We start from the raw sequence: 16,163 nt of genomic DNA on the forward strand, positions 1-16,163 counted from the left end.
ATGTCGGTCGTCGCGGAGTGGTCGGGGATGATGTTATTTCGATGGGGTATCCGGTTGTGCTTTGGTCGCGGGGGTGACGCTGGCGGCTTCCTGCTGCACGCGGTCAAGCAGGGCGCGGGCTTCTGATGGGGCGATAATGTCATCAAACGGGACGATTGTGGAATTTTCGGATACAAACAATACTTTAAATGGCTGATCTGAACTGGCTATTTTTTCCAGAAGTTCCTTGCTGATGGGGAAGGCTGCATTTGTTTCGTAATGGCAGTCCGGACTGACGCGGCCCGCATAGACATGCGCTCCATCGCAGCTTGTTTCGTTATCAATATTGGTGACATTGGTATATTTTTTGACCCCATCTTCGGTGTATTCCATATGCTGATATGCAACGCCGCCAACATCTGTATCAATACCCAAATAATAATTTATAGATATATCACTTTTTTTAATAACAGAGTAAAGAAATGAAGTAAGATCAACCGTTAATACTTTATTATCTCCAAAATTATCCCAATTGTGACCATTGTCGTATAGTTTTTCCTGACTGACTATCGCGGTTTTTGACCATGGCTGGTTGGTTACGATTGTTTTCGCCTGTATCTGTTCCTCGGACATTTTTGACAGGTGCCTGTATTTTATGCCTTCCTTGGCAACAGTACCGTAACATCCCGCAAGAAGCGCACATAAGACGCTGGATGAAATGAGGGAACTGACTTTTTTCATTTTATGACAGCCTGCATTTGTAACTTTTTGTATCTAACTGTATCTCCCTGTATCTGAAAATTTCCAGCACTACTATTGACGTCTGGTAATATCTTCAATGTCTGTCTGCCGCGTAATTGAGATCAGCCGATATGCCTGACTTCAGTCCATGCAATGGGCAGGGAGAAGATGACGACATGACCGTATTTGGGTCGCATCCGCGCGGTCTTTACCCCACCCGGATCATGAATGCGGTGAACGAATCCGGGAAAAACGGCCGATGTGTCAATCATATGGAATGCAGCGCGCGCGGGGATCGAGACATTTCAGTCCGATATGATGACGCAGTTCCGCAGGCGATGGCATTGCATGGCAGGATGGCGCGTTCACCACGTAAGTCCGATTTCTGGTCCGCCCGCACGCGCCTGCCCGTGAATGACCTCATCAGGCAGGCGCGTGGATGGGGAGGCGGGCCTATTCCGCGCTGGCGGCCTCCAGTTCCGTTTCCGCTGCCAGCCAGTCTTCTTCCGCCCGGTCGTGTTCGCGTGCAATGGCGGCAAGGCGGGTGTTCAGTGCGGTGACTTCATCCGTCTTGCCGCTTTCATACAGTTTGGGGTCCGCCAGACGGGCTTCCAGCTTCGCGCGCTCGGCCACCAGTCTGGCCATCAGTTGCTCTGCATCACGGATGCGTTTGCGCAGGGGGGCCGTGGCCTTGCGGGCTTCGGCGCGTTCGCGGCGGTCGTCGCGCTTCGGGGCTGCGGCAGGACGGGCAGGGTCGTTGTTCGAGACTGCGCGCGCCCGTTCGGTCAGCCATGTGCGGTATTCCGCCATGTCGCCCTCGAACGGGCGGACCGTGCCATCCCCCACCAGCCACAGCCGGTCGGCCACCAGTTCAACCAGATGCGGGTCATGGCTGATCAGCAGGACCGCACCCTCGAATTCCGCAAGCGCGCGGATCAGCGCGTCACGCGCATCAAGGTCAAGGTGGTTGGTCGGTTCATCAAGGATCAGCAGGTGCGGCGCATCACGCGTGGCCAGTGCAAGCAGCAGGCGCGCCTTCTCGCCCCCCGACAGGTCGCGGGTGGGCGTTTCCGCACGTTCCGCGTCCAGTCCGAAACGGGCAAGCTGCGCGCGCACGGCTGGCGGCGTGGCGTCGGGCAGGGCGCGGGCCATGTGGTCCACCGGGGTTTCGTTGGGGCGGAGTTCCTCTGCCTGGTGCTGGGCAAAATAGCCGACCTTCAGCTTCGGGCTGTGCTGGATTGTGCCTGACTGGGGTTCCAGCCGCCCCGCCACCAGTTTGGCGAAGGTGGATTTGCCGTTGCCGTTGGCCCCCAGCAGGGCGATCCGGTCTTCCATGTCAATGCGCAGCGACAGGTTGGCCAGGATGGTATGATCGCCATAACCGGCTGAAACCCGCTCCATCGTCAGCATGGGCGGCGGCAGCGGCGAGGGTTCGGGGAAGGAAAAGTGGCTGGGCGTATCTTCCACCACGCTATCGATCTGCGGCAGTTTTTCCAGCGCCTTGATGCGGGCCTGCGCCTGCTTGGCCTTGGTGGCCTTGGCGCGGAAGCGGTCAACGAAGGACTGCATGTGCGCGCGCTTGGCGTTGATGCGTTCGGCCATGCGGGCCTGCTGCAGGGCCTGTTCGGTGCGGATGCGCACGAATTCCTCATACCCGCCCGGCGTCAGCGTCAGCCTGCCATGGTCCAGATGGGCGATGGCGTCCACCGCGCGGTCCAGCAACCCGCGGTCATGGCTGACGATCAGGGCCGCACCCGAAAACCGCGCCAGCCAGTTTTCCAGCCAGATCGTGGCCTCAAGGTCGAGATGGTTGGTCGGCTCATCCAGCAGAAGCAGGTCGGGGTTGAGAAACAGCGCCGTGGCAAGGGCCACGCGCATGCGCCACCCGCCCGAAAAGTCCGATACCGGGCGGCTCTGCGCCTGCGCATCAAACCCCAGCCCGGACAGGATGGCGGCCGCCCGCGCCGGGGCGCTGTGGGCGTCGATCGCCAGCAGGCGTTCATGGATGTCGGCAATGCGGGCGGGATCGGTCGTGGTTTCGGATTCGCGCAGCAGCTCCGTCCGTTCGGTATCACCCGCCAGCACCGTATCCAGTAGCGAGCCATAGCCCGTAGGCGCTTCCTGCCTGATCCGCGCCATGCGCGCGCGCGCCGACATGTGGATCGTGCCGCCATCAGGCGCGATATCCCCCGCGATCGCGGCCAGAAGGGTCGATTTGCCCGCGCCATTGCGGCCGACCAGGCCGATCTTGCGGCCCGGATCAATGCTCAGGCTGGCACCATCAAGCAGGGTGCGACCTGCAATGCGCAGGGTCAGGTCGGATATGACGAGCAGGCTCACGGGCGGGAAACTCCGGCAATATGGGGGACATGGCTGGTTTCGTGCGGGTTGTACCTACCAGTCTGCGGCGATATGCTCTAGATGGCGCTTGTAAGGTGATGTCGGCTTATGTCCAATGCCGCCTCGTATATTTCAGAACCCGTTTGAAAGGAGCTGTCCCATGGCAGTCGAACGTACCCTCTCGATCATCAAGCCCGATGCGACCCGCCGTAACCTGACCGGCAAGATCAATGCCGTGTTCGAAGGCAATGGCCTGCGCATCGTCGCCCAGAAGCGCATCCAGCTGACGAAGGCGACCGCTGGCGCGTTCTATGAAGTGCACAAGGAACGCCCGTTCTACAACGACCTGGTGTCCTTCATGATCTCAGGCCCGGTTGTGGTACAGGTTCTCGAAGGTGAGAACGCTGTCCTGAAGAACCGTGAAGTGATGGGCGCTACCGACCCGAAGAAGGCCGAAGCCCACACCATCCGCGCGCAGTTTGCCGAAAGCATCGAAGCAAACTCCGTCCATGGTTCCGACAGCCTGGAAAACGCGAAGAACGAGATTTCCTTCTTCTTCGCCGGCACGGAAATCCTGCCCTGATCCGTACGGATCAGGATGGCGGGGGCTTTTGTCCCCGCCAATGGAAAAGCCGGCCTTCAGGCCGGCTTTTTTCACGTCTGGAGACTGTTTGAAAAGTCAGCCCCCAAAAGCTGTTATTTATCAATAATCAGACCGATAGCAGGTAGTCTGATGCGGTGGCGGCGGGCGCCCCGTCGGGCACCAGAACGCGATGCAGTGCTGCGGGATACAGGCGGTGTTCCTGCCGCAATACCCGCGCGCCCAGCACATCGGGCGTATCACCGGCCAGTATGGGTACGGCCGCCTGTCCGATGATGGGGCCTTCATCCATGCCTTCCGTCACCCAGTGGACGGTGCAGCCATGGATGCGCGCACCACTTTCCAGCGCACGTTCATGCGTGTGCAGGCCAGGATAGGCAGGCAGCAGGCTGGGATGGATGTTCAGCATCCTGCCCGCCCATGCCGTGGTCAGGAACGGCGTCAGCAGGCGCATGTAGCCCGCAAGGCAGACATATTCCACGCCCGCCGCGCGCAGGGCCGCATCCAGCGCGCGTTCATGCGCGGGCCGGTCGCGGGGGTAATCGCGGTGGTCGATGGCCTGTGTCGCAAGCCCTGCATCCCGCGCGACTTCCAGTCCCGGCGCATCGGGGTTGTTGCTCAGCACAAGGGCGATGCGGGCGGGATAGTCAGGGCGGGCGCACGATTCGATCAGCGCGCGCATGTTGCTGCCGCGCCCGCTGATCAGGATGGCGATGGGGGTCTTGTAGGTCACGGTCTGGTTCAGTCGCGCAGTTCGGGCAGTTCGTCAAAGCTCAGCGTGGCCGGGCTGTCGGGATTTTCGCCCTGCGTGATCGTGCCGATGACGAAAGCCTGCTGCCCGCGTTCGGACAGGCGTGCCATGGCGGCATCCGTGTCCCGCACCACCAGCACCATGCCCACACCACAGTTGAAAACGCGCAGCATTTCCTCGGTCGTGACATTGCCGGTGCTGGCCAGCCACGGGAACACCGGCGGGACCGGCCATGCCGTGCCATCAATCACCGCCTGCACGCCCTTGGGCAGCACGCGCGGCAGGTTGCCGGGCAGGCCACCACCCGTAATGTGGGCCGCCCCCACCAGCAGGCCGGCGCGGTGCAGGTCCAGCACGGGGTGGACATACAGCGTGGTGGGCGTCATCAGCGCCTGACCCAGCGTCTGGCCATCGGCAAACGGGCAGGGCGCATCCCATGCCAGTCCGCTGCGGGTGACGATATTGCGTACCAGCGAAAAACCATTGGAATGCACGCCCGCCGATGGCAGGGCGATCAGCGTATCACCGGGCCGGATATCACCGGGCAGCAGCGCCGTGCGTTCCGCTGCCCCGACCGAGAATCCGGCAAGGTCGTAATGCCCGGGTGCGTACATGCCCGGCATTTCCGCCGTTTCCCCGCCCACCAGCGCGCAGCCGGAGTCGGCGCAGCCCCTGGCAATGCCGCGTACGACCTTGGCCGCGTCCTCGATGGACAGTTTGCCGGTCGCGAAATAGTCCAGGAAGAACAGTGGCGTTGCACCCTGCACCACCAGGTCGTTGACGCACATGGCAACCAGGTCGATGCCCACCGTCTCATGCAGGCCGCTTTCGATGGCGATCATGAGCTTCGTGCCCACGCCATCGGTGCATGAAACAAGGATGGGGTCGGAAAAACCGGCCGCCTTCAGGTCAAACAGCGCACCGAAACCGCCCAGTCCGCCCATGGTGCCGGGACGGTCCGTGGCGCGGGCCGCGGGCTTGATGACTTCGACAAGCGCATCACCGGCTTCAATGTCCACCCCGGCATCCCGGTAGGTGGCGCCAGACGGGGTGGCGGAAGACGCGTTGGGCGGGCAGGAGGCGGATGTCATGCGGGGGCCTTTTTTTCCGTAATCAAACTATCACTTTCCCGGACACCCGCGTGCAGGTTATGAAAACCGTCATGCAGGACCGGGGTCAGAGGGACTTCCGGCCTTCTTTACGTCAAGGCGGGGCAACGCACAAAGCTGTGGTTGAGCGGACGAAGCTGAAAACGGATGAAAACGCGGTTGCGGGCGTGATCGGGCAACTGGTGTTGCCGTTTGCCCACACGCCACGTTTTGCCGCCGGGGATTTTGTCTTTTCCGCCTCCAACGCGGCCGCGCGCAGCTGGCTGCTTGGCTCCACGCCCTGGCCCGAGCGCAGGCTGGCGCTGTGGGGGGCGGCGGGAACGGGCAAGACCCACATGCTGGAAATATGGGCGCGGCTGCATGACGCGGTGCTGCTGCATGGTGGCAGCCTGTCGCATGCCCATGTCACGGCCCTGTTCGCAGCCCGCGCCACCGGGGTGCCGGTCATGGCGATGGTGGTGGACCGGGCCGATGAATGCACGGATGAACGTGCGCTGCTGCATCTGCTGAATACGGCGCGTGAACAGGGGATTGCGCTGCTGCTGGGCGGGCGTAAGGCCCCGGCGCGCTGGCCCGTGGCGCTGCCTGACCTGGCAAGTCGGCTGCGGGCGACCATGGCCGTGGCCATACGCCAGCCCGGTGATGGACTTTTACGGGTGCTGCTGCTGCGTCTGCTGGCGGAACGCCAGATTGTCGTGTCGCAGCCGGTCGTGGAATGGCTGCTGCGCCGCCTGCCCCGCACGGCGCAGGCCATGCAGGACGCGGTGGACCGGCTGGACCACGCCGCCCTTGCATCCGGCCGTCCCGTGACCCGCGCCCTTGCCACCCGCGTGCTGGCCGACATGCTGGTGGCCGACGCCATGGGGGCCATGGATATGGAGCCCGGCACCTGAACAGACCGCCTGCTCTGGCCAGGTGACGTGTCACTGGCCTAGGGTCGTATGCAATAAAGAACATCACCCCCGAACGGGAGATCGAATCCATTGGCCAGAACGCCACGCAAAGCCCCTGACGGCACTGCCCCCAAGCCCCGTGCCCGCACGCGCAGCCGCAAGGCTGCGACCGGGCGACAGGTCGCGGTGCGCGCGCCGGTGGAACCGGCACCCGACGCCACGTCACCCAAGCGTTTCATCAATCGTGAACTGTCGTGGCTCGATTTCAACCAGCGCGTGGTGGATGAAGCCGACAATCCCCGCAATCCGCTGCTGGAACGCGTGCGCTTCCTGTCGATCAGCGCCAGCAACCTTGATGAATTCTATTCCGTGCGTGTGGCGGGGCTGGTGGGACAGGTGCGCGAGGGGCTGGTCAAGACCTCGCCCGATGGGCTGACGCCACAGCAGCAGCTTTCCGCCGTGCGGGAGCGCACCGGCCGCCTTCTGCAGGAACAGCAGCGAATCTGGCGTGACCTGCAGCGTGAGCTTGAGGGGGCGGGGATTGTCGTATGCGATGAAATCTCCTTCACTGCGGAAGAACAGGCCTGGCTGGAAAGCTGTTTCATGGAACGGGTCTTTCCCGTCCTGACGCCGCTGGCGATTGACCCTGCCCATCCGCTGCCCTTCATTCCAAACATGGGCATCGCACAGGCCCTGCGTCTGATGAATGCCGAAACCGGGCAGTTCGTTATGGAGGCGCTGATCCTGCTGCCCGCGCGGATCGAACGTTTCATACGACTGCCTGTCGCGCTGTCGCCGCCGGGGGTGACGCGCTTCATCCTGCTGGAACGCCTGATCGTCATGTGCATCGACCGCCTGTTTCCCGGGCTTGTGGCAGGGGACTGGGGCGTGATGCGCGTGGTGCGCGATACGGATGTGGAATTCGAGGACGAGGCCGAGGATCTGGTCCGTTCGTATGAAAGCGCGCTCAAGCGCCGCAGGCGTGGCGTGGTGATCCACCTCGATATCGAATCCCGCATGCCCGAAGACCTGGCCCGGTCAATGGCCGAAGGGCTTGCGCCGCCACCGGATGAGGTGTTCGTGCAGTCGGGACTGATCGGGGTGGTGGACCTCAAGCAACTGATCGTCGATGACCGGCCCGACCTGCTGTTCCCGCCCTATACCCCGCGCTTTCCCGAACGGATTGTCGATTGCGGCGGTGACTGCTTCGCCGCCATCCGCGCGCGCGACATGATCGTCCATCACCCGTTCGAAAGCTTTGACGTGGTGGTGCAGTTTCTGCGGCAGGCGGCCATTGACCCTGCCGTGGTCGCGATCAAGCAGACGCTGTACCGCACATCGCGCGACAGCCCCATCGTCAAGGCCCTGATCGAGGCGGCGGAGGCCGGCAAGGCGGTGACCGCCATGGTGGAACTGCGCGCCCGTTTTGACGAGGAAGCCAATATCCGCCTTGCCCGCGCGCTGGAAGCGGCAGGTGTGCAGGTGGTCTTTGGTTTTTCCGACCTCAAGACGCATGCCAAGCTCAGCCTGGTCGTGCGGCGTGAGGGCGGCGCACTGCGGTCCTACGCCCATTTTGGCACCGGCAACTATCACCCGATCACGGCGCGGATATACACAGACCTGTCGTTCTTCACCTGCAACCCTGAACTGGCGCGCGATTCGGCACGGCTGTTCAATTACATGACCGGTTATGCTGTGCCCGCGCGGATGGAGGCGATCGCGTTCTCCCCCGTGACCATCCGCCGTACGCTGGAAGATCTGATCGCGGGCGAAATCGCCCATGTGCAGGCAGGCCGTCCGGGGCAGATCTGGCTCAAGATGAACTCACTGGTGGATCCCGACCTGATCGACCGGCTGTATGCGGCGTCATGCGCGGGCGTGAAGGTCATGGCGGTGGTGCGCGGCATCTGCTGCCTGCGGCCCGGCGTGCCGGGACTGTCGGAAAACATCCGGGTCAAATCGATTGTGGGACGGTTTCTGGAACACGCGCGCATCTATGCCTTTGGCGACGGGCATCGCCTGCCCAGCCGGCAGGCGAAGCTGTACATCTCATCGGCGGACTGGATGCAGCGCAACATGGACTGGCGTGTGGAAAGCATGGTCCCCATGCTGGACCCGCAGGTGCATGCCCGCGTGCTGGACCAGATCATGATGATCGACCTCAAGGACAACCTGCAGTCGTGGATTTTACAGCGCAATGGTGTATGGCGGCGTCTGGAGCCGGGACGCAGGCCATTTTCGTCGCATGAATATTTCATGGAACATCCGGTTCATGCAGGGCGTGGTGCTACGGTGGGGGAAGCCCCGATCCGGGTCAGCGCGTCGCAGCCATGGCATGCGGAACAGACTATTGAGGACTGAGGATTACGGTATGGGTGCGGTCATGGCATGGTGGGCTGGCGACGTATGGGGCCGGATGTGACGGGTCTGGGCGGGTTTCGCCGTTCGGCGGTCATAGATCTGGGATCGAATTCCGTCCGCCTTGTGGTGTTTGACGGGATTTCACGCAATCCGGCTCCCATCTTCAATGAAAAGGTGGTCCTGCGGCTGGGGCGGGGCCTGAATGCGACGGGACGCCTGAATGAAGAAGCCGTACCACTGGCGATGGAGGTCATGGCCCGGTTCAACGCCATTGCGCGCGGGATGGAGGCAAGTCCCTTCGAGGTACTGGCCACCGCCGCCGTGCGTGACGCCAGCAACGGGCCGGAATTCGTGGCGGGCCTGAAATCACGCCTGCCCGGCGTGCCGATCCGTATCCTGAGCGGGGAGGAAGAAGCCGATTATTCCGCAACCGGCGTACTGTGCGGCATACCGGACGCCAACGGGCTGGTGGCTGACATCGGTGGCGGGTCGCTGGAACTGATCCGGCTGGAAAACGGGCGCAAGCTTAATGCCTGCACCCTGCCGCTGGGTGTGATCCGGCTGAATGACCGTGCTGATGGCGACCTTGCCCGTGCGCGCGCACTGGTGGATGAGGATCTGGCCAGGGTAGGCTGGCTGGATGATGTGCACGATCAGGATCTGTACCTTGTTGGCGGTGCGTTCCGTGCCCTGGCGCGCATGCAGATCGCGCGCACGGCCTATCCGCTGAATATTGTCCATCTCTATCGTCTTGCCCCCGATACGGGGCGGGAAATGGCGGACTGGATCATCGGCGCGGGCAAGCGGTCGCTTGAACGCCTGCCCGGTGTGCCGCGCAAGCGGCTGGAGGACGCGCCTTATGCCGCGACCGTGCTGCGCAGGCTCATGCGGCGCACGCGTTCGACGGGGCTGGTGTTCTGCGTCGATGGCCTGCGTGAAGGATGGTACATGCGCAATGTCGCCGCAAGTGTCGCCGACAATGACCCGCAGGATGCCGTGGCGCGTGAAATGTGCAGCATGCTGGGCCGCAGCATGACCCTGCCCGATCGGCTGGCGGAATGGACCACGCCCCTTTTCCCCGATGAGGGACAGGTGGCGACCCGCCTGCGCGGTGTTGCGTGCTGGCTGTCGGATGTCGGTGCGCATGACCATCCCGAATACCGGGCCGAACAGACCTACCTGCGTATCCTGCGCATGCAGGGCGTGGGCTTCACCCATCAGGCGCGCGCCTTCCTGTCGCTGACACTTGCGGTGCGGTACGGGGCCGACCTGTCGGTGGCGTATCTGCAGCCGTCGCGCCAGTTGCTCGATCAGGTGCAGTTCGGTCGCGCCGTGGCGCTGGGGCAGGCATTGCGACTGGCCTATACCGTTAGTGGCGGGACCGAGGCACTGCTGGATGGCACGCGACTGGAATGTGAGGACCAGATCCTGTCACTGCATTTCGCGCCGGGCCGCGACGTGGTGCAAGGCGAAAGCGTACGCCGCAGGCTGGAACGGCTGGGCAGCGCGCTGGATATGACGGTCCGGATACGCGATCACTGATCCTTTCTAATTTTACGGGAAACAATAAAAGTTTTTTGGTGAAGCTTTTTTCAGAAGCATTCAGGGAATGCTGTCCCTTTGAAGCAAAGGGGCACCCAAAAACTTTTCTGTAATTTGCATGATGGCGCAGAAGCGGTCTTTTCAGGCGGTCTTTCTGGTATGGGCAGGACATAATACGACATGGGCATGCGGCATGGACAGACGCGCGACCTGCTGCTGATCCGTGGCGGGACGGTGGTAACGGGACAGGCATCCCTGCGGGTGGATGTGCTGTGTGGCGGCGTGGGGGAAATCCTAGCTGTTGGTCCCGATCTGGACATCCCCCCCAGCTGCACGGTGGTCGATGCGGGTGGCCTTCTGGTCATGCCCGGCGGGGTGGACCCGCAGACCGGCATCGGCGCGGATGAAGCAGGCTTCGCCCTGACGGCGGCGGCGCTGTCCGGTGGCACAACCACCATACTCGATACCATGCATCCCGACAGCGGCAGGCTGGACGGGGCATGGCGGGACTGGCAGCATGCCGCACGCCATGCCCATGTCGATGTCGGGCTGCATATGGCGCTGCCGGATTCCAGCACAGCCGTCCTGCGGCAGATGGATTCGCTGGTAACGGATCAGGGGATCAATGCCTTCCACCTGTCCATGCCGGAAGGCCTGTCCGACCGTGATATCCTGAAACTGACCAGCCATGCCGCCAATTGTGGCGCTTTATGCATGATCGAGGCCCAGAACGCGCAGGCCGTGGCCTATCTGCGCGCGGAACTGGACCATGCGGGCATTACCGGCGGCGAGGCCTGTCTGCTGTCCGCCCCGCCGCAGGTCGAGGCCGAAGCGGTGGGCCGCGCCATCATGCTGGCGGGACTGTCCGGTGGGCCGGTGCATGTGGGACCTGTATCCACCATTGGCGCCACGGAAGTTCTTGCGCAGGCCCGCCTGCACGGCCAGCGGGTTGAGGGGCATGTGCTGGCCCCTCATCTGGTGGTGGATGAAGCGGTCCATGATCCTGAAGGCGACGCGGTCACGGATTTCTGCATCACCCTGCCACCCTTTCGCGATGGAACGCATCGGCGGGCGCTATGGGGTGGGCTGGCGTCGGGTACTATCGGCATGGTCGCCAGCGGTTTCCGCCCGGCAGGTGCGGGCGGAAACGGGGTGGTGGACGGTCTCGCGCAACGCATGCGCGTGGTCTGGCTGCATGGCGTGCGCGCGGGCATCCTGACGGCGGAGGAATTCGTGGCCGTCACATCGCAGGCGGCGGCCCGCGCTTTCAATATCTATCCCCGCAAGGGCGCGATCATGCCGGGTGCGGATGCCGATATCGTGCTGTGGGACCCCGATGCGCAGGAAACATGCACATCCGGCCTGTATGCCGGGATCACGCTGGGTGGCCGGGCGGTGCAGGTCATTCGTGGTGGCGTAACGGTATGGAAGGATGACATGCCATGCGAAGGTGCTGGATACGGGGCCTATGTACCGTGTCCGGCCTTTCGCCCCAGGCTGTCGGAACGCATGCGTATGGCGGCGCATCTGTCCATGCGTGACGATGAAATATAGGATCGTGGCCTTGGGAAATGTTTCAGAACAACATTCTGATAATATTAATAAAATATCATAGGTGAAGTCTTTTCATGCCCTTTGTGGCAAAAGTGCCCGCGACAATCTGCAGGCTGTCTGACGGGCCGCCTTTCACACGGTCTGTGATAGGCGATATAAAATTAACCTGTTGATAAAAATAATAAATTTTTGGGTTCTGCCTTTTTTCAAAAAGGTGGTGTTCCCTGAAGTCTTCTGAAAAAAGCTCTACCAGAAGCCTCCTTATGATTTTCTGGATATCCCCAGGGCAGACTTTTCAGACAGTCTCCTGTCCTTTGCCGGGGTGACAAGGCCGGACCGGGTTCCATATATTAAGCATATCAGAATGAAAGGCTGTTCCGGCTGTCTGCCTTGAGGGGGGTGAGGCAGTCCTGTGGCCATGATAGAGGGAACAGATTTGACGGGGATCAGACACGGCATCCGTTTCTATGTCGGAAACGAATGCCATACGTTGGCCGATGTCGCGCCGACGCGTACGCTGCTGGACTGGCTGCGGGAGGACCGTGGCCTGACCGGCACCAAGGAAGGCTGCAACGAAGGCGATTGCGGCGCCTGCACCGTGCTGGTGGTGCGGCTGGAAGGGGACCGGCTGGTCTGGCGCGCGGTCAATGCGTGCATCCAGTTCGTATCCATGCTGGATGGCGCGCAGGTCCTGACTATCGAGGACATGCGCGCGCCTGACGGCAGCCTGCATCCCGTACAGCAGGCCATGGTGGACCAGCATGGGTCGCAATGCGGTTTCTGCACGCCCGGTTTTGTCATGTCCATGGTGGCGGGGCGCAAGGCCGGTGGGCTGGCGCAGGATGAGCACGGTATTGACGACATGCTGGCGGGCAACCTGTGCCGCTGCACCGGATATGCGCCGATCGTGCGCGCCATGCGGCAGGCCATGCAGGCGGGAGCGGATCATTTTGACGCCATGGCCAGCGAGATGGCCGACCGCCTGCGCGCCCTGCGTGATGGGACCACGGTCGAACTCGACGGGCCTGCGGGCCGCCTGACCATTCCCGCAAGTGCCGATGCACTGGCATGCACCATGGTGGCACACCCTGATGCACGGATCGTGGCAGGAGCAACCGATGTTGGCCTGTGGGTGACCAAGGGCATGCGGGACCTGCCGCATGTCGTTATGATCGGGCAGGTGCCGGACCTGCGCCGGATCGCATGTGATGCGGACGGGGTGTATCTTGGTGCCGCAGTCACATGGCAGGAAGCGCGTGCGGCGCTGGCCGATATCCTGCCGCAGCCGGATACGGAGGTGATCCGCCGCATCGGTTCGGTGCAGGTACGCAACAGCGGGACGGTATGCGGCAATATCGCCAATGGCTCACCCATTGGCGACGGGCCACCGGTGCTGATCGCGGCGGGTGCGAAGCTGCACCTGCGTTGTGGCGACGTGCGGCGTGTCATGGCACTGGAAGATTTCTTTATCGATTATGGCAAACAGGACCGTGCGCCCGGTGAGTTCGTGGAAGGTGTGAGCATTCCCCGTCCCGGAGCGGATACGGTTGTGCGTGCATGGAAAGTTTCCAAGCGGTTCGATCAGGATATTTCCGCCATTCTGGGGGCGTTTTCCCTGACGTTTGCGCCTGATGGCACCATTGCCAGCGCCCGCGTGGCCTTTGGCGGCATGGCGGCGACCCCGCGTCGCGCCTGTCGGACGGAAGCCGCGCTGGAGGGACGCAACTGGAACGAAACCACGCTCGCAGCCGCACGTCAGGCCATCATGGACGATTTCGCCCCCATTACCGACATGCGGGCCAGCGACTGGTACCGCCGCACGGTTGCAGCCAATCTGCTGACCCGGCTTTATGCCGATTGCGGGCCGGAGACTGCACGCGCCGATATCAGCGTGCGCACGGCCTGCGCCACTGCGGGAGGACACGCCCATGGCTGATGGAAACAGCTTTGCCGATGTATCCCCGTCGGCGGGTGATGGCATTGTGCCCGGGGGCGCATCAAGCAGCCTGCGGCATGAAAGTGCCGCCATGCATGTGCAGGGCAGCGCTGCCTATATCGATGACCTGCCTGAACCGCGTGGCACGTTGCATCTGGTGCCGGGGCTGAGCACCCGCGCCCATGCTCGCATCCTTTCCATGGACCTTGATCCCGTGCGACAGGCGGACGGCGTGGTGGGCGTCTATACCGCCGCCGACATTCCCGGCGACAACCAGATCAGCCCCGTGGGCAAGGGCGACGAGCCGCTTCTGGCCACGACCGGGGTCTCGTTTTATGGTCAGCCGATATTCGTGGTTGCGGCCACCACCCGTGGCGCCGCGCGCCGGGCCGCGCGTCTGGCGAAGGTGGATTATGAAGACCTGCCTGCCGTCCTGAATGTGGCCGAGGCCCGTGCCGCTGGCAGCCCCATGGTCTGGCGACCGATGGAAATGAAGCGTGGCGACGTGATGGCGGGTCTTGAACACGCGCCGCGCAGGCTGTCGGGTCGCGTGACCGTAGGCGGGCAGGAGCATTTCTACCTCGAAGGGCAGATCGCCCTTGCCCGACCGGGCGAGGAGGGAGAGATGCATGTCACGTCCTCCACCCAGCACCCGACCGAAACCCAGCACATGGTCGCCCATGTGCTGGACCGTCCCGCCAACCTGATTACGGTCGAGGTCCGGCGCATGGGCGGCGGCTTTGGTGGCAAGGAAACGCAGGCCAATGCCTGCGCCTGCCTGGCCGCACTGGTGGCCGACCGGACCGGGCGCGCGGCCAAGATGCGGCTGGACCGTGATGACGACATGACCATGACCGGCAAGCGGCATGATTTTGTCATTGATTACGATGTCGGCTTTACCGATGAAGGCCGGATTGTCGCGGTGGACATGGTGCTGGCGGCGCGGTGCGGGTGGTCAGCCGACCTGTCCGGTCCCGTGATCGACCGCGCGCTGTTCCATGCCGACAACGCCTATTTCTATCCCGATGTGCGCCTGCGGTCCGAGCCACTGCGGACCAATACGCAGTCCAACACCGCCTATCGCGGTTTTGGCGGTCCGCAGGGCGTTGTCGCGGCGGAACGCGTGATCGAGGAAATCGCGTTCGCCACCGGTCTTGACCCGCTGGAAGTCCGCCTGCGCAATGCCTACGGCACGCATGACCGCAACGTGACACCCTACAACATGGTGGTCGAGGATTCGATTACCGCCGAACTGCTGCCCGAACTGGCGCGGCGCTGCCATTATGTAAAACGGCGCGAAGCCTGCCGCGCGTTCAATGCAGGCAGCCCCTACCTGCGGCGCGGCATTGCGATCACGCCGGTCAAATTCGGCATTTCCTTTACCGCCACCCATTACAACCAGGCCGGTGCGCTGGTGCACGTCTATACTGACGGGTCGGTACAGGTAAACCACGGCGGCACGGAAATGGGGCAGGGCCTGCATACCAAGATGGTACAGGTCGCCATGCGTGAACTGGGGCTGGGCACGGATCAGGTGCGCATTACCGCCACCACGACCGGCAAGGTGCCCAATACGTCCGCCACGGCGGCATCCTCAGGTGCTGATCTCAATGGCATGGCGGTGCTGGACGCGGTGCGGCGTATCAAGCGCAGGCTGGTGGAATTCGCGGCCGCCCACTGGAATGTGGGGGAAGATGAAGTCCGCTTCGCCGCTGATGGCGTGCATGTGGGGCAGAAGGTGATCGCGTTTTCGCAACTGACACGTCAGGCCTATTTCGCGCGTGTATCCATGTCCGCCAACGGATTTTACAAGACGCCCAAGATTTCATGGAACGGGGATACGGGGCAGGGCCGTCCCTTCTATTATTTCGCCTATGGCGCAGCCTGTTCGGAGGTCGTGATCGACCTGCTGACCGGCGAGATGAAGATCGACCGCGTGGATATCCTGCATGACGCGGGGCAGTCGCTGAACCCGGCACTGGATATCGGCCAGATCGAAGGCGGCTTCGTGCAGGGCGCCGGGTGGCTGACGTGTGAGGAACTGGTATGGGACAAGGCGGGTCGCCTGCGCACGCATGCGCCCAGTACGTACAAGATTCCGGCCTGTTCCGATCGTCCGAGGGTGTTCAATGTCGAACTGCTGGAAAACGCGCCCAACCGTGAATACACCATTTTCCGATCCAAGGCGGTGGGGGAACCGCCCTTCGTGCATGGTGTGTCGGTGCTGCAGGCGGTGTCCGATGCGCTGGCCAGTCTGGATGGCTACCGCACCTGCCCGCGTCTGGACGCGCCCGCCACGCCGGAAATGATCCTGCGCGTGGCCGAACGCATGCGGCACGGCAATCCGCCCACCTGA

The 16,163-nt window shown here is 62.7% G+C and carries 11 protein-coding genes; 7 read left to right on the plus strand and 4 right to left on the minus strand.

Annotation, left to right across the window (positions count from 1 at the left end):
- Positions 1 to 33: 33 nt before the first annotated feature.
- On the minus strand, positions 34 to 720 hold the full coding sequence (locus ACE2AA_RS15220; protein ID WP_395370352.1) for a hypothetical protein: 687 nt from the start codon (positions 718 to 720) through the stop codon (positions 34 to 36).
- Positions 721 to 1,173: 453 nt separating this feature from the next.
- Entirely contained in the window at positions 1,174 to 3,060 is a 1,887-nt protein-coding gene (locus ACE2AA_RS15225) for an ABC-F family ATP-binding cassette domain-containing protein (RefSeq protein ID WP_141302434.1), read from the minus strand.
- Between the two features lie 160 nt (positions 3,061 to 3,220).
- Between ACE2AA_RS15225 and ndk the strand changes: the two genes are divergently transcribed.
- On the plus strand, positions 3,221 to 3,643 hold the full coding sequence (gene ndk / locus ACE2AA_RS15230; protein WP_010514331.1) for a nucleoside-diphosphate kinase: 423 nt from the start codon (positions 3,221 to 3,223) through the stop codon (positions 3,641 to 3,643).
- 127 nt (positions 3,644 to 3,770) lie between these two features.
- On the opposite strand, the gene purN is transcribed toward ndk, so the two are convergent.
- Positions 3,771 to 4,394 (minus strand): phosphoribosylglycinamide formyltransferase, encoded by a 624-nt coding sequence (gene purN, locus ACE2AA_RS15235; protein WP_141262282.1) that lies wholly within the window; start codon positions 4,392 to 4,394, stop codon positions 3,771 to 3,773.
- Positions 4,395 to 4,402: 8 nt separating this feature from the next.
- Complete coding sequence (gene purM / locus ACE2AA_RS15240) at positions 4,403 to 5,503, minus strand: phosphoribosylformylglycinamidine cyclo-ligase (RefSeq protein ID WP_141262283.1); 1,101 nt, start codon at positions 5,501 to 5,503, stop codon at positions 4,403 to 4,405.
- 137 nt (positions 5,504 to 5,640) lie between these two features.
- Here purM and ACE2AA_RS15245 point away from each other — a divergent pair, with 137 nt between their 5' ends.
- The 6 genes from ACE2AA_RS15245 to xdhB all read left to right on the plus strand — a co-directional run bounded on the left by ACE2AA_RS15245 (position 5,641) and on the right by xdhB (position 16,163).
- Positions 5,641 to 6,414 carry an HdaA/DnaA family protein gene (locus ACE2AA_RS15245; protein WP_141262284.1) on the plus strand — a complete coding sequence of 258 codons (774 nt, stop codon included), beginning with the start codon at positions 5,641 to 5,643 and terminating at the stop codon, positions 6,412 to 6,414.
- A gap of 90 nt (positions 6,415 to 6,504) precedes the next feature.
- Entirely contained in the window at positions 6,505 to 8,775 is a 2,271-nt protein-coding gene (locus tag ACE2AA_RS15250; RefSeq protein WP_141262285.1) for an RNA degradosome polyphosphate kinase, read from the plus strand.
- A gap of 45 nt (positions 8,776 to 8,820) precedes the next feature.
- Entirely contained in the window at positions 8,821 to 10,317 is a 1,497-nt protein-coding gene (locus ACE2AA_RS15255) for a Ppx/GppA family phosphatase (RefSeq protein ID WP_141262333.1), read from the plus strand.
- A gap of 180 nt (positions 10,318 to 10,497) precedes the next feature.
- Complete coding sequence (locus ACE2AA_RS15260) at positions 10,498 to 11,871, plus strand: amidohydrolase family protein (RefSeq protein WP_395370354.1); 1,374 nt, start codon at positions 10,498 to 10,500, stop codon at positions 11,869 to 11,871.
- 436 nt (positions 11,872 to 12,307) lie between these two features.
- Positions 12,308 to 13,807: a xanthine dehydrogenase small subunit gene (gene xdhA / locus ACE2AA_RS15265; protein ID WP_395370355.1), complete on the plus strand. Its 1,500-nt coding sequence runs from the start codon at positions 12,308 to 12,310 to the stop codon at positions 13,805 to 13,807.
- Positions 13,800 to 16,163, plus strand: coding sequence for a xanthine dehydrogenase molybdopterin binding subunit (xdhB, locus tag ACE2AA_RS15270; protein WP_395370356.1), 2,364 nt, complete (start codon positions 13,800 to 13,802; stop codon positions 16,161 to 16,163). The genes xdhA and xdhB overlap by 8 nt, the downstream gene beginning before the upstream one ends.

Origin of the sequence: Komagataeibacter diospyri, assembly GCF_043995075.1 — a bacterium.
In the GTDB taxonomy this organism is placed as follows: domain Bacteria; phylum Pseudomonadota; class Alphaproteobacteria; order Acetobacterales; family Acetobacteraceae; genus Komagataeibacter; species Komagataeibacter diospyri.